This is a genomic window from Microcoleus sp. LAD1_D5, assembly GCF_036702115.1.
In the GTDB taxonomy this organism is placed as follows: Bacteria; Cyanobacteriota; Cyanobacteriia; order Cyanobacteriales; family Microcoleaceae; genus Microcoleus.
The window spans coordinates 11,510-27,049 of record NZ_JAUBSA010000039.1; the positions used below are offsets into that span (position 1 = coordinate 11,510).

Genomic DNA, 15,540 nt, shown 5'->3' on the forward strand with positions numbered 1-15,540 from the left:
GCTACTCTAGTAAGAGGGAATGTAGAGGCCGAAACTATGATGAAGCTTGGTTTGCTGGTGCGATCGCGAACTGTCTCCGCAGAAAAATCGCCAAACAACGACTTAGGAATCGGAAAAGTTACCGAGCTATCCTACTCTACAGCAAGGGTTGAATACTTCTGCTCAATTGGGCAACGCCTTGAAAAAACCTTACCCTTAACTTCGCTTTATAGAGTTCAACTCCCGCCTCAGACACGATGCTACATCCAGCCCGAAAGCCAGGATACATGGATAATTGGCAGAATTTTTGACTGGGATGAAGACAAAGGTCAGTATCGAATCGACCTACCCGATAAAAAGATAGCATTAGTTGCTGAACAGGAAATTTACGTTCGTTGCAACCTACCCATCGATGACCCCATAGAAACTCTAGCGATGAAAGGTCAGGAAACGCCGTACTTTCACGATCGACGTTTAGCTTTTGTCCAGTGTCTCATCGAACAACGCGCTGTCAGTCGCGGGATGACGGGGCTGATTTCTGCCAATATTGACCTTTATCCTCATCAAGTTGAAGTTGTCCGCCGCGTACTCGAAGACCCCATTCAACGTTACCTCTTAGCTGATGAAGTTGGACTGGGAAAGACGATCGAAGCAGGTGCTATTCTTCGCCAGTATCTCCTCGATGAACCGCAGGGACGTGCAGTGGTGCTAGTACCGCAATACCTGCGGGAACAGTGGCTTCAAGAATTAGAAAATAAATTCTATCTCTCTGACTTGGACAATCGTGTCCAGGTACTTGCAGTAGAGGATGTCGATCGAGTCAGCCCGAATGCCGATTTGGGCTTCCTGATTTTAGATGAAGCACATCATATTGCAGCAATGGCGACCTCTTCAGATTCGATAAAGCGCAGGCGTTTCCAGACTTGCAAACACCTTGCTCATAAAAGCGATCACCTACTTCTATTATCTGCAACTCCAGTTCTCAATCACGAGCAAGATTTCCTGGCGATGCTGCACCTACTCGATCCGAGCACCTACCAACTTGATGATTTAGAAGGTTTTCGTGCGAGGGTGAAAAACCGCCAACAAATTGGTCGAGTTTTACTCTCATTTAAAGAGAAAGCAAATCCGTTTGTGCTTAAAACTAACCTCAACCAACTGCGAAACCTTTTTCCTGAAGATAAATATCTGCTAAATCTCGTAGAGGAATTACAAAATTGTTTGGTTTCTCCAGAAACACTCCCCGCCGATCGAGATCGAATTGTGCGATCGATTCGCACCCACATCAGCGACACCTATCGGTTACACCGTCGAATGCTCCGCAACCGTCGCGCTGCGGTGGAAGATGTAATTTTTGCCCGAAATGTGACACCAAAAGTAGAGTATGACTTAGATGAGCGATCGCCCCAAATTCACGAACTAATTGATGAATGGCGCACAGTCGCTCCTAACCAACAACTATATCAGCAAATTTTTCTACTTTTATTCTGTGCTAGCGGGACTTGGTTAGGGATTTTAGCGCAAGTGCTCGAAACCCGTTTAAGCGGCATCTCCCATTCTGCCTTGATTCAAGAATTTGGTGCTGATAATATCCGCATTCTGACAGAAACCCCTAAATTTTCTGGGGAAGAACAGATTTTGCAATCTTTACTAAGAATTATTCAGCAACCTTCAGAAGAAGGATCTCGCCTCGAATTACTAAAGATAGTGATACTGTATCATCTTTCAGAGACTTTTAAACTTCAATCTTATCACAGCAACCTTCATAAATTACTTGAACAGGTGCAACAGCGAATTCGCCGACCGATATCGGGAACTCCCCTACCTAAAATTGTCATTTTCACCAGTTTTGCCCAAACAGGCGCTGAAATTTTCCGGTGCTTATCAGATACCTTTGGTCAGGCATCTGTAGCTAGCCATCAATTAGGACTGTCTCGTTCTCATGTTGAGAAAAGCCTCAACCAGTTCAAAAATGACCGAAATTGTTTTATCCTTGTTTGCGATTCCTCTGCTGAAGAAGGTCGGAACTTTCAATTTGTTGATTGGATGATTCATTTCGATCTTCCCTGGTCGCCAAATCGTTTAGAACAAAGGATTGGTAGGATCGATCGCATTGGTCGCCCTTTAAATGTTCAATTTACAGTATTCGCAGGCTCAGACTTAGAGGATAGCCCTCACGATGCTTGGTATCAATTATTAAAAGACGGTTTCGGCATCTTTCATCAATCAATTGCCAGTCTCCAGTTTTATGTAGATGAAAAACTACCAGGACTGCTAACCACTATGTTTCAATCTGGTGCTAGTGGACTATTGGAAATGATAGGGACTATCCAACAAGAAATTGCTGAAGAACAGGTAAAAATTAGCGAACAAAACGCTTTAGATGAAATAGATGCCCAGGATGAAAACGCTACCCAATATTTTCAATATTTAGATGATTATGATGCTCGCCATCAGGAAATTAAACGAGCAACAGAAGACTGGATATGTCAAGCACTGCACTTCAAACAAATTGACGATCCGAATTTAGAAAAAGTAGGGCGTTATCAACCTACTAAGCGCACTCTAATTCCCATCCACGATCTGCAAACTCGCTTTGCTGCTTATGCACAACCCTCTGGTACTTATAACCGGAGAATATCAACTCAATATCCTGGTGTCAACCTCTACCGTATTGGGGAAGGATTTGTGGAAGCACTAGCATCTTATATCCATTGGGATGACAGGGGTCAAGCATTTGCTCTATGGCGATGCGATCGCTCTTGGGATGCTGGGGAAGGGATGGAATGGTTCGGTTTTCGCTTTAATTATGTAGTCGAGGCTGATTTGGAATTAGCCCAGCAAGTTTCAACAGATTTTGAGCTGGAGCGAAGTAGATTTGTATCTGTGAAACGGCGCGCTGATGCGTTATTTCCTCCAATCCTAGAGACAATTTTTATTGATGCTCGCTACGAACCAATGAGCATTGTTGAAGATGAAGCTGTTTTGAAGATTCTGCAAGGTTCGTACAAGGGTAAAAGTTCTCATCCCTGCCGAGATTATAATTTAGCAAAAAGTCGATTATCGGTTCTCAATGAGTTTGTTGATGAGAGTAAGTGGCCTGATTTGTGCAGTCAGGCGCGTGAGAATTCGGAAATACTCTTGCGCGATCGCACTTTTTTCATCTCGCTCTGCGAACAGCGCGCCCGAATCGCCGACCAGAAACTAGGCAATAGACTAGACCAACTGTGGCTGCGCCTCAACCGAATGGCTGAAAGCGAACAAACTTCGCACTCTTTACTAGCAAAAGAAGTCAACATAGAAACTGCGTTAAGTCAAGCTATTTTAGAAGGAATTCGCCATCCGCGAATCAAGCTTGATTCTGTAGGATTCATTGTAGTTTCTGGGCGACCTCCGGTTGAATCTCAGGAAGGGGGAGATGAGTGATGGCTGATTCTTTTCAAAAGCTCAGAGAAATTATCCAAACAGGTAAGATTCCTGCCGATACAAGTCAATTTTCAGAAGTCGGTTACAGGCGCTTGCTGGAAACTTTGGATGCTGCGGGAACTTCTTATGCGCCGGGAATGGGAGATATTGCGGCTCTGATCCGTCAGGTTCTGCGGCGAGAATACGAGCAAAAGGGTGGGATACCCCCAACTTTGAAAGTACCTCGGACTTCTCTTTTTCCAGATCGCGAAATGTGGCAACAAAGCGGGATCGATATTTTGATCGAAGGTGCGGATTACTATCTGATTAGCGCTCATCCTTGGCAGCCTGATTGGCTAGATTTTTCCGCACAATATCCCCCTGAAAAACCCGTATTTGATGATAAAAAACGCCGCAATTACGAGCCAGTAGAGGGAGATCCGTTTCTGGAATTGGTGAATTGGCAGAAGTATCGGAGTGTAGGGCAACGTGAAGCAATTCGGGCTGTTTTGACGGCTCCTGACAATTCGACACTCGCCATTAACCTGCCTACTGGATCGGGGAAAAGCCTTTGCGCTCAACTGCCGGCGCTGGTGCGATCGAAAAATGCTGGTGTAACAGTTGTTGTAGTACCAACTACAGCACTAGCCATTGACCAGGAACGAGCTTTAAAACCTTTTGTGAACCATGCCACTGCCTATTATGGCGACGAGTTGGGGCAAGGACAAGAGAGACGGCAGGAAATTCGCGATCGCATTCGCAACGGCACTCAGCGAATCGTTTTCACATCACCCGAAAGCTTGATGAATTCTCTCGCACCTGCTCTTTACGAAGCCGCAAAATCAGAAATGCTGCGGTATTTCGTAATAGATGAAGCGCATATCGTCGAACAGTGGGGCGATGAATTCCGCCCCGCTTTTCAAGAACTCCCAGGTTTGCGAAGAGATTTGCTGCGCTTAACTTCTTTTACAACTTTATTGCTGACTGCAACCTTAACAGAATCCTGTTTAGATACCCTAGAAATTTTATTCGGGAAACCCGGCCCGTTTCAAGTGATATCTGCCGTACAGTTGCGACCGGAACCGTCTTATTGGTTTGCTTGGTGTCAAAGTGAAGAAATCAGGAAACAGCGATTAATTGAAGCGGTTTATCATCTTCCCCGCCCTCTGATTGTTTACGCCACCAAACGCGAAGATGTCCGGCGATGGCAACAGGATTTATTGTTTGCTGGATTCAAACGGTGTGCGATTATGACCGGGGAATCCAGCCCAGAAGAACGCTCTCAACTGATTGAAAATTTGCGCGAGAGACGAGTTGATATAGTTGTTGCTACTTCTGCTTTTGGATTGGGTGTGGATCAGTCAGATATTCGAGCCGTGCTTCATGTCTGCATCCCAGAAACTATTGATCGCTTTTATCAAGAAGTGGGTCGAGGGGGTCGAGACGGCAAAGCAGCAATCTCGCTCACCTTACATACCAATGAAGACTTAGAGATTGCCAAATCGCTTAATGACAAATCTGCCATAACGATCGATCGGGGTTTTCAGCGGTGGAAAAGTATGTTTTTGAGGAAAGAAATTCTTCCCGATGGGCGGTTTCGCGTTCCCGTCAATATTCCTCCATCCTTACAACCAGGAGACATTGACATGAACAGCCAACAGAATCAGGCTTGGAACATCCGCACTTTAACGCTGATGAGTCGATCGGGTTTAATCGATATTGATGCCGAGGAACCGCCGCGAAGAAGAAATTTTAAATCGGAAGCAGCTTATAACGAAGCTTGGGAACTGCACAGAGAGTCCCGGTTCATCCGCATCCGAGATGAATCGCATCTGAATCGTCAAACTTGGGAACATAAAGTAGAGCCAATTCGCCAACAACGCCAAAACTGGAGCTATAAAAACCTGCAATTGATGCGCGAGGTTTTGCGGCCGAAACGCTGTATTTCCGAAATCTTTGCTGAAGCTTACACTATTCCCGCCCGTGTAGTGCCAGAACCGAGAAAACTGGTCAAAGTTTCTCCCACTTGCTGTGGATGTCCTGTTTGCAGAAAAAACAGGGAACCAGAGTTTTCGGGAATTATGCCCGCGCCATTACCTGTATGGCAAAAACCGAATTTTTTTGTAGGTGAAGAACTAAAACGATTGCTAGGAGGAAATAAATTAATGCTAATTTTCTATGAGTCTCTTGAAACTCAAAGCTGGAAACTCAAAAGCCCTAAACTTTTTCACTGGCTAATCGAGCAGAGAATTAATAATCTGGTGGTTTCTGATGAATTTCAGAGTATATTGATTGAAGAAACAAATCGGATAGCTGATGCTTGTATATTTTTGTTTCAAAAATACGAGCCTCTGCTGATGCCGCCCATTCCCACCCTTATCTTTCATCCGCCCCGAAAGGCTATCCCTCACAACTATCTGTCACTCAACAGAACTTCTCAAGCTCCGCTGATTATCGTGCTTCCTGTCGATACACCCGATCCGAGCCGCGATGACCGCAAGCTGATTGATATTTTTCCTGGGAAACTTTTTATGTTTGACCACTTTTGTAGGGAGGTTAATTTATGAGCGTCTTAAAAACTGCTTTGGCTACTCCTAGCAGAATGCGAGGAATATTTAGATATTTACTTGAAGCACCCAAACAGCGCGAAAACAAGGAAAAACTCACTCGGCTGCTTTCTCCACATGAATTGTCAGAAGGGAGAAACAAAAGTGCCGAACATCCGATGTTTGATGCTGCACTGCGAGAAAGCATAAAATGTCGCTTATTAATCGCAGAAAATGATGATATTGCTATAAATTTTGAGCTTCCCGAAGCATCTCGACATCCTAAAATGGGTGATAAATTGTTACCCGATACGCTGGTACAGCTATTGTTTGCTTCTGATAACGAAGATGAAGAAGATTTAGGTCGGTTAATAGCATGGTATTTAGCACAGGATATTTATGATGCTCCCGGTACATGGCAAGAAGTAGAACAGCGTGTCGCAGAGCAGGGAGTTGCTGAGTCTTTAGATTTGAAAATATCCAGCAATAGTTTGTTTGGTCAAGTCGAGGACTGGATGTGTTATTTAGGGTTTGCTTGGGGTCATGCTTCAAATTCCAACAAAAAACTTGTTGTGGCTGAGCCAACTGCTTATCTCAGAAGAAATTTAAATAATTTATTTCAAGGACAAGCAAAAGCTAAAATTTCAATCCGAGATTTTCTCGATCGCCTAGCTAAAAAATGTCCTCTGTTTGAAACTGGAAAATTTCGAGAACAGGTAGAAGAAAAGATTGGTTTTCGCTTACCAAATCACTTATCAACTAGCACGGCTTTTGCTTTATTTCGCCTTCAGGATGATGGTTGCATCAAGCTTGTAAAAGAGTCGGATGCCGATTTATTCATCTTTACCGGGGTAGGAAATGAAGAAGGATTTTCTCATATTATTCGGACGGAAGTAGAACTATGACATTTACAAAATTTGTTTGCTGGGATGTCGATCGCGTTCGCCGCGTAATGGGTGTGGAGGCTACGCAAACTCCAGATAGTATATTTCTGGCAACTCACCATCCGATCGCCATGTACCGCCAGGAACTTATCGATGCACCGTCGCGAGTTCCCTACAGTGAGGAACAATTTCTGAAAGACTTTCTCGCTGAAAAAGATTTCGCTTTCGTGCCAGTTTTAGGCAGTTCTGGGACGGGAAAATCTCACCTGATTCGCTGGCTAGCTGCGAATATTAAATCGACCCAAAAGCGCCGAGTTTTGCTCATACCCAAAATTGGAACGAATCTCAAAGATATTCTCAGTTTAATATTAGAAGGGATGGCAGGATCAACTTTTGATGAATACCGACAGCGTTTAAATCGAGCCACTAGCAGCTTGACAGAAGCCCAAGCGCGGGAACAACTTCTGAATCAGCTTGCGGCTGCTGTTGGCCCAAATGGTCGGGGCGATCGCACAAAACTGTCGGACGTGGAAGATTACCTAGTTGGTGCTGTTGATTCTTTCCTATACGATCCATTTTTCCGAAAAGAATACTGGCTAAAGGATGGGGGTATTATCCATCAATTAGTTATCCACATTCTCGGACAGCGAGATACGGTAGAAGTTGTGGAAGAACGGAGGCATTTTTCGCTAAATGACTTGCCTCTCAATGTTTTAAACTTGCAAAAAGCTGGGCAGTCTGCGCGGGAATTTTATAGCTTACTCATCGGCGATGAGGATATTCAAAGGGCAACTGTAGATTGGTTGAACCGACATTTAGATGAAGCCATAGCTCAGGTTTTGAGCTTGGGGCGGGAAGATTTACAAAGATTGATGGGGGAAGTTCGCGAAACTTTAGCCCAACAAGGAATAGAGTTAGTTTTGCTGATTGAAGATTTTGCTAAATTGCAAGGCATCGATCGCGAAGTTTTAGAAGCTGTGTTAGCGCGACCTCAACAAGCGGGTGGCAAACATTTGTGCGCGATCCGAACGGCGCTAGCTTGTACTACGGGCTATTTTGACAGTCTGAGGTTAGATACTGTAAAACAGCGGATTACTTTTAGCGTTAATCTTGACCTTGGCACAGTTGGCGAACAATCTTTAGTGAATTATGCAGATATCAAACAATTTGTGGGTCGATATCTCAACGCGGTGCGTTTGGAGGATAAAACAATTCAAAATTGGTGGGCTGACTCTCGCAATCGCGCAGATTCGGATCGAGAATCTCTACCTAGTGCTTGCAATGAATGCGAACACAAACTAGCTTGTCATGCGGGTTTTGCAGAAGCAGACGGTTTTGGTTTGTATCCTTTCACTCCGGAAGCATTAGAACAAATGCTTTCTAGAGTAAATCCCGGCAATTTTAACCCTCGGATTTTGATTAAAGATGTTCTTAAGTGGACGCTAGAAAATTCTGCTGCTGATATCGAGGGCGGAGAGTTTCCTACTATTTCTGTGCGAGAACACTTTGGTAAGATGCGGCTGAGTGCAATGGTTCAGGGAGATATTCAAGCGAAAGATCCAGAAAATGGCGATCGCCGCCAGATTCTCCTAGATTTGTGGACGGATAGTAACGAGTTTTGTGATTTGCACCCAGAAGTTCACTCTGCATTTGATATTCCGGCGCTGGGCGTGAAGGTTCAGCCTACAAAAAAATCATCATCTATTTCGGGTGCTAAAGAGTCTAGGTCTTCTGTTAGTAAGTATCAAGTTGAGTCACAATCTCAAACTAAAAAAAATCTGGCAGCAGCCGGACAAGTTGCCGACAAGCTGACTAGGCAAAAAGAATTTCTTGATAGGTGGAACAACACTCAAGAAAGTTTCCCGCAAGATATCGCTGGGGAACTGCGGCCGTTGATTTACTCAGCTATCGGCGAGCGGATCGAATGGGATACAGAAATGCTGCTTAAGGGGGTTTTTGCTAGTAGTGGGACGACATATTTTAAAAGCAGAAATATTACTTTTTATAGTCGAAAAGTGACGAGGGAGACGATTTCTGGAGTTAAACTATCTCTTCCTCTGAATCCTGACGATGCAGATGAGTTTCGGGAAACGGCGATCGCCTTTCAAGGTATTTTGCAATACAACCATTACAAGCATTGGAAGTTCCCCGATGGATCTCGCTACTTTCGCACCTACGCTAAACAACTGGAAAAATGGAGTCAATATGTTTTAGAGCAAATTCGCCTGTATCCCCGCGAGTCTGGGGAACCCTGGAACCCTGTCCCTGCGGCAGTTGAACTACTGGCGATCGCCGCCACAATGGCAGGACATTCTACCAATTCTACTGAACATTCGATTGAACATTCGATCAATGCTTTGTTTCTCAAACTAGATCCCAAAGATTTAGAAAATCGTTCAGCTACTTGGAAAAAGCTATTTGGTACTTTACAAAAACACCGCGACGCTTTACTAGACATTGTTAGGAGTCGAACCGCTTGCACGAAAGGAAGTTCTACACAATTTCAAATTATTGATACTGTTCAAATTTTGGAACCTTTGAAGCAGGTTAGCAAATCTTGGCAGCCTCAATCTGAAATTCCGGCTGATGTTCGGGAGAAGTTCTCGGAAATTGATAAAGCGCGTCAAGCGGTGGATGAAATGCTAGAAAAAGCGATTCAAGAAGAGTGCGATCGGCAACTCGCTGTTTATTATTCTTTAGTATCTGAACTAGGAGAAGGTATCAATAAAAAGGATGTTTCTGATGTTGTAAAACAGGCAATGGAGCGAGCAAGCGACGCTGCTGTATTTCGGGGAAGGAAGAGTTTCGATGACCTAACATCTGTCTTGAAACAGTTTAAGGCGATCGGGCTTTCTAGCTATGTAGATACCATGAAACGCTTGCAAATTGAAAAAGATAGTCCACACATTCAACCTGGGAAGCTGCTGAAGTATCTCAGCGAAAATCATCAAAAAGCAATGACAGAATCTGCCGAATTTCTCAATAGTACCAATAATTTTCTTGATGCTTCTCTAACCGAGGTCAATAACCGGATTGAGGAGTTAGAAGTGTCAGGCGGTGGAACAGTAGAATCGAGCCATAGAGCTATTCAAGATGGATTGGCTAAACTGCGGAATCTAATTACTGAGGTTAAAGGATAGACAATATGCTTCTAGAAAAATCCTATCAATTGAGTGAGTTGTCTCAAAAGACAATTAATCTTCGGAAGTATGCAGAGAATTATCAAGGGTTTCAATCTCGACAAAAACAGATCGAGCAAGCTGTCACTGGAACTCTACTTTTTGTGCAATCTTTGAGGGCTTTTCGCGAAAGAGAAATTGCCAATTTTGATTTAAATCAAAAGGCTGACAGTCTGCTGAAATTTATTGCTAATGTTGAAGCAAAATTTCAGGAAGATCCTGAGTGGATTATAGACAATGAAAATTTCAACAGAAATAATTTTGACTCTAGGGTAAAGGACTTACAAAAAGCTCTGAGAGAGCAATTGAGTCAAGCTTGGTGGCTGTACCGAATTCAAAAGATGCCGACCACGAATAATGAAATCCTGAATGTGCTGGATAAAGTTTCGGCCTTTAAGCCAACTATCCAACGAATTAGAAATTTAGATGGGCAAATTCGGGAGTCTAACTCAATTCCCCAAAGCAGTGAGGATTTTGATAAAGTCGATCGGCTAATTGAGCAATTAAAGCAGTGCTGGGATGGCTTAAATGCTGATGAGGTTCCTGAAGCAGTGCTCTGTTTTCTGAGAGTAGCTGCTAATGAGGGTGCTACCCTGGGACTTTTAACGCCAGAGGTAAAAGATTGGTTGGCTAAATATGGTCTTATTGATTCTTTACGAATTCGCTTGACCTAATAAATGGTTTGCGATTGTTTAAGACATCACTGACGCACCCTCCTGCATTTTATAGCGTACAGACAAAGTGCGATCGTCTGTACTCTGCGGTGCGTCAGCAGCAAATTGTGTGAGTTGAGTCAAATCTCTTGACTGACGCACCCTACTGCATTTTCTAAAGTACAAACAAAATAGAACTTAAAAAGATTAGATTCTAGCGAACGGCCAGGGCGATATTGTGCGTGTAAACCGGCAGTCGAAAAGTTTTCAATAACTTTGAGATTGAGTTGGTCAGCCAAAGTTGCAATCTTTTCAAACCCAGTAATCCACGGTGCATACATACTTTCGTATTTATCTATGTAATCATTGATATCTTGGTAGCCCGTGGTTCTCAAAATCACCTTTTCCGACATATAATCAAAGGACACTCGAAAATTAGGAACCTTGTCGCGAATTTGTTCTAACACAAATATTACATCTTTTTTGTCAACCAAAGTAGTGTTGCCTTCCCACAAAAAATATGTCGGTCGAGCGAAATCAAATTCACTCTGTTTCAGCAAGGAGATTAAACCGTCTTTTATGTAATCGCCGGGAATGTAGCGAACATTTGCACTAATTTTGTTTGCTTTGAGAGTTTCTGCTTTTAATTGCAGTGTCGCGGGGTCCTCTATTTCAAAATAAATCACTCCTGCTCCATTAATTCTAGCAGCGCGAGTATCCAAACCCGAACCTAAAATAACTACTTGCTTGCAACCTCCTAAAATTTGATTTGACAAAACATCATCAAAATATTTAGTCCGCAACTTAACCATTTCTTTAGCTGCGGGAGAGTTGTGAGCTATTTGGTCAGCTATTTTTTGTGTTTCCTCATTTAGCCATATTTTTACTACATGATCAGTGTAAAGAGGAATTGCCTCTTCGTTCTCTTCTTCTCTAAATTCCGCAACGATAAAAGCAGTACCAGTTACATTGTTCATGGCTAATCTTTCACCCTTACTAAGTAGTTGGTTACAAATAAACATTAGATGGGGACGGGGTTTTTACACCCCTAAACTCCCTTGTATCTGAGATGTTGCCCCATTCTAAATAAGGTTTTTATGAACAGGCAAGATGCCTGTTCCACAAAGAGTGAATTTTCTTGTGGAATAGGCATCTTGCCTGTTCTTGAGAATTGTGCAAAATGTGAGTTGCATCCTAGATTCTTAGCTAAACCAGCCTACAAAATACTATGGTTTTTGTCCTTACCTACTTATTGACTTCTCGCATCTGCTAAAGACTCATTGCTCGCTTCCGCATCCGAATGCAGTTCAGCTTGGTGGATCTTATCAGGAATCAGCCCCTCCGGCCGCACGAGCATCATGACAACAAGAGTTAGGCCGAATAGAAATAAGCGCATTTGAATCGGGTCTAAACTGGTTGCCAGAAAGTCTCGCAACTGGGGAATTGCAATCCTGGGGAGTACAAAAGTATTCAGAAAACCCTTGAGGACTTGCGCTAATTGTGGCAGATAAAGCCGATCGGCAGACATGATAATGATAGCCCCCAAAATCACCCCCGTCATATTCCCCAAACCGCCTAAAATCACCATACACAGGATGATTACCGACACCGAGAAATCGAAAACGCTGGGAAAAATTGCGCTGATATAGGCAGCGTAAAACGCGCCTGCAAAGCCCGAAAAGGTCGCTCCCATCGCAAAAGCCGAAAGTTTGGTTTTGACCAGGTTAATCCCCATCGCACTAGCCGCTAATTCATCTTCGCGCATGGCATTCCACGCCCTCCCCAAGCGGGAATCTCGCAGGCGCGAAATCATGAAGTAAGCGAAGACAACTAGTAGCAAAATTAGGTAGTACCAGGGAAAGTAGTTGCCGGTGCTGAAAGTACCGACGATGGGGAGAGATGGACGCCCGATCGGGTTTATTCCCGCTTCGCCGCCGGTGAGGTTAAAAGGTCGATCGCACCCAACAAGACACAGCACCAGCTCGGGTTTACCCAAAACAGCAGCAACAATCTTCGAGACTGGTTCATCGATGCGAATTGCGGTTAAATTCCTAAACACAACCGGGATAATTTCCCCAAAACCGAGGGTAACGATCGCCAAATAATCGCCCTTAAGCCGCAGTGTCGGAATACCGAGGATTACCCCCGCGATCGCAGCTACACCGGCGGCGATAGGCAATACCACCCAAAAGTTCCAAGCAATATTTAACTGTCCAGAAGATAGCAAAGCCGTCGTGTAAGCGCCGATCGCAAAAAACGCCGCATATCCCAAATCCAACAAACCCGCAAAACCGACAGTAATATTCAAACCCAGCGCCAACATAATAAAGATTTGAATCTGTACTACAGTAGCAATCCAGCCGGTCTGAGCCTGAATGTCGATAAAGGGAAACAGAATTAGAATAAAAGCTAATGTCACCAGAGTTGCCAGCCGCTGGCGTTCTCCCTGCAAACCCTGCAAAGCACCCATTAACGTAGCTGTCAAAATTGCGATCGTCAAACTGCAAATCCCGTACAGCAGCGTCGTCGGCAAAGCAACAGCAGATTGACCAGACAAAGGCCTAATCAAAACCCCTTCTACCACACTCGCAACTAACAGCCAAACTCCCAATCCCACTCCCGCTAAACTGCCGATAGTCGCACCCATTTTCGGGCTGTAAACCTTCTGATCCTGACAACTCATAAAGCCGGCCGCCGTACCCATCAGCCAGCCGATCACGGTACCGCTCCAACCGCCGAATAACAGAACAGTCAAAGAAGCGATCGCCCCTAAAATACCGCTCGATTTGATCGCATTAATTATTTTTTTTGACATAGGAAGAAGTCATTAGTCATTAGTTATTAGTCAGCAGTCAGTAGTTAGATGAAAAAATGCTAGGTATCGCAGTTATAGATGCGACTGACGCGGGTAGTGCCAACTTCTGCCTCACCTCAAGCAACTCGATCGACCGCTGGCTCTGGAAACTCCCGATCGGGCTAGCTACACTTTAGAGTCTTTTGAGTTCGATTATTGCACCAAAAGTGACGAAACTTCAAATATACTGGAACTGTTACCGCAACACGCTTCAAACGGGCGATCGCTATATGGTACAAGCACCTCAAAAAACTATCACCCTCGACGAGTTTTTGCAACTCCCAGAAACCAAACCCGCTAGCGAATACATCAAAGGTGCGATCGTCCAAAAACCTATGCCACAAGGAAAACACAGCAAACTACAAGGCAGATTCGTAACAGTCACCAACGACATCGCAGAGAAACCGCAAATTGCCCTAGCCCTACCAGAACTTCGCTGCACCTTTGGCGGACGTTCTATTGTCCCCGATGTCGCGATTTTTGTTTGGAATCGCATTCCCCTAGACGCTGACGGCGAAATTGCCAATACATTTAACGAGCACCCAGACTGGACAATAGAAATATTGTCCCCAGCCCAAAGCCAAACCAAAGTCACAAACAATATTTTGCACTGTTTGAATGCCGGTTGTCAGATGGGTTGGTTGCTCGATCCCGATGAAAAAAACATTTTAGCCTATCCCGCAAGGCAGCAGCCTATTTCCTTGCAAGAACCAACAGATATACTTCCGATGCCCAATTTTATGCCGGAAATGCAGTTGACTTTAGGCGAAGTTTTTGGCTGGCTCAAACCAGGGAATGTTTGATTGAGGGTTGTATAATGAGGTATCTGCATCTGGTGAGAACAAAATGTGAAACTATTGTAATGACCAGTTTTTAGCAATTTAGCTAGGTTTTGAGGTTGTGATCAGCTAGGGATCTTCATATAATACACTAGAGATGACTTTGATCATTTAGCTTTATTCAGCAACGCCATTATTGAACTACGCCCACTGCTACCGGAGATCAGACACGATGAGTAGCGACGATCGCCTCGAAATCTTAATGAATCAGGCAGAAGAACTCGTACAAGCAAAGAAGTATGACGAGGCGATCGCTATCTTCGAGCAGATGCTGAGAGATTTTCCTCAAAGTGCTAAGGTATGGAGCAAATATGGTCAAACTCTAGCTCTACCAGATGTTAATCGAGAGGAAGAAGCCTATATTGCATTTGAAAAAGCACGTCAAATTGATCCTAATGATAAAAAAGTTTTGAGTAGGTACTGTAAATTCCTGCAAGATCCAAATAGGTTTAATAGGTCTAAGAATCTTCTAAGTATAATATATGAACATTTACTTCACCTTGAACCTTATAATGTTTTTACACTAACGGGTTATGGAAAAGCTTTGATTAAAGAAGGAGAATATGAAAAAGAGAAAGGAGAATATGAAAAAGCCAAAGTAAAATATGAAAAAGCTATTGGTCTTCTTGAAAGTGCGCTTAAAATTGCTCCCTGTAATAAAATTAGTTTAAGTGTTTGTGCCGAGGTTTTGATTAAAAATGAAAATTATACAAAAGCATTTGATATATTGGAAAGGTTATTAGTGATTGAACCTACTAATAGTACAACTGTCCGGATGTGTGCTAATGCTTTGGCTTCAAATGGTCAGTTCGAGAAAGCTTGGCAGTTTTTTGAGCGCTCGCTACAGATTAAACCTGATGATGCAGTAACCCTTAGTCAGTATGCTAATGCTTTGGCTTCAAATGGTCAGTTCGAGAAAGCTTGGCAGTTTTTTGAGCGCTCGTTACAGATTAAACCTGATGATGCAGTAACCCTTAGTCGGTATGCTAATGCTTTGGCTTCAAATGGTCAGTTCGAGAAAGCTTGGCAGTTTTTTGACCAATCGTTACAGATTAAACCTGATAATGCAGTAACACTTAGTTGCTATGCTAATGCTTTGGCTTCAAATGGTCAGATTGAGAAAGCTTGGCAGTTTTTTGACCAATCGTTACAGATTCAACCTAATGATCCGATAACGCTTAATCTGTATGCTACTGCTTTA

At 43.6% G+C, this 15,540-nt stretch carries 9 protein-coding genes; 7 read left to right on the forward strand and 2 right to left on the reverse strand.

The features are described from left to right. Positions 1-36: 36 nt before the first annotated feature. The 5 genes from dpdE to QUA70_RS17125 are packed head-to-tail and all read left to right on the forward strand — an operon-like array spanning position 37 to position 10,667. Positions 37-3,405: a protein DpdE gene (gene dpdE / locus QUA70_RS17105; RefSeq protein ID WP_333334596.1), complete on the forward strand. Its 3,369-nt coding sequence runs from the start codon at positions 37-39 to the stop codon at positions 3,403-3,405. After that, positions 3,405-5,951, forward strand: coding sequence for a protein DpdF (gene dpdF, locus QUA70_RS17110; protein WP_333334598.1), 2,547 nt, complete (start codon positions 3,405-3,407; stop codon positions 5,949-5,951). Before dpdE ends, dpdF begins: the two co-directional genes overlap by 1 nt. Beyond that, on the forward strand, positions 5,948-6,835 hold the full coding sequence (gene dpdG, locus QUA70_RS17115; RefSeq protein ID WP_333334600.1) for a protein DpdG: 888 nt from the start codon (positions 5,948-5,950) through the stop codon (positions 6,833-6,835). The genes dpdF and dpdG overlap by 4 nt, the downstream gene beginning before the upstream one ends. Continuing rightward, entirely contained in the window at positions 6,832-9,954 is a 3,123-nt protein-coding gene (gene dpdH / locus QUA70_RS17120; protein ID WP_333334602.1) for a protein DpdH, read from the forward strand. Before dpdG ends, dpdH begins: the two co-directional genes overlap by 4 nt. Before the next feature lie 5 nt (positions 9,955-9,959). Then, a complete protein-coding gene (locus QUA70_RS17125; RefSeq protein ID WP_333334604.1) occupies positions 9,960-10,667 on the forward strand; it encodes a hypothetical protein in 708 nt (235 codons plus the stop codon). 119 nt (positions 10,668-10,786) lie between these two features. Here the strand turns inward: QUA70_RS17125 and QUA70_RS17130 are convergent, their stop codons facing one another. Together QUA70_RS17130 and QUA70_RS17135 are read right to left on the reverse strand one after the other, a co-directional pair. Then, entirely contained in the window at positions 10,787-11,623 is an 837-nt protein-coding gene (locus tag QUA70_RS17130; protein WP_333334606.1) for an SAM-dependent methyltransferase, read from the reverse strand. Between the two features lie 272 nt (positions 11,624-11,895). Next, complete coding sequence (locus tag QUA70_RS17135) at positions 11,896-13,461, reverse strand: ABC transporter permease subunit (protein ID WP_333334608.1); 1,566 nt, start codon at positions 13,459-13,461, stop codon at positions 11,896-11,898. A 269-nt stretch (positions 13,462-13,730) separates the two neighbouring features. On the opposite strand from QUA70_RS17135, the gene QUA70_RS17140 reads away from it, so the two are divergent. Both QUA70_RS17140 and QUA70_RS17145 read left to right on the forward strand, forming a co-directional pair. After that, complete coding sequence (locus QUA70_RS17140; protein ID WP_333334616.1) at positions 13,731-14,303, forward strand: Uma2 family endonuclease; 573 nt, start codon at positions 13,731-13,733, stop codon at positions 14,301-14,303. A gap of 208 nt (positions 14,304-14,511) precedes the next feature. Then, positions 14,512-15,540 (forward strand): tetratricopeptide repeat protein (locus QUA70_RS17145; protein WP_333410510.1); only part of this gene is annotated, 1,029 nt, incomplete at its 3' end.